Origin of the sequence: Mesorhizobium sp. M5C.F.Ca.ET.164.01.1.1 (assembly GCF_004792125.1) — a bacterium.
Classification (GTDB): Bacteria; Pseudomonadota; Alphaproteobacteria; order Rhizobiales; family Rhizobiaceae; genus Mesorhizobium; species Mesorhizobium wenxiniae.
The window spans coordinates 1-303 of record NZ_SRTG01000461.1; the positions used below are offsets into that span (position 1 = coordinate 1).

Consider the following 303-nt stretch of genomic DNA (forward strand, 5'->3'; position numbering starts at 1 on the left):
CGAGCTTGATGCCTAGCTTGTCCATCAGGCCGCTGACGTCCGGATACTGGATAAGCACGCCGATCGAGCCGACGATCGAGGATTTGCGCGCGACGATATGGTCGGCGGCGCTCGCAATCATGTAGCCGGCGGACGCGGCGAGCGTGCCGACTTCCGCCACGACGGGCTTGTCGCCGGCGAGCTTGCGCACTTCCTCGAAGATCGATTCACCTCCGACCGTGGTGCCGCCGGGCGAGTCGATCGACAGGATGACGCCCTTCACCCTCGGGGATTCGCGGATGGTCTCCAGCCGCTTGATGAGCT

1 protein-coding gene is annotated in these 303 nt (G+C 64.7%); it reads right to left on the reverse strand.

The features are described 5' to 3' along the window. On the reverse strand, positions 1-303 hold a 303-nt coding region (locus EN807_RS34280), incomplete at both ends, for a S49 family peptidase (protein ID WP_135938075.1).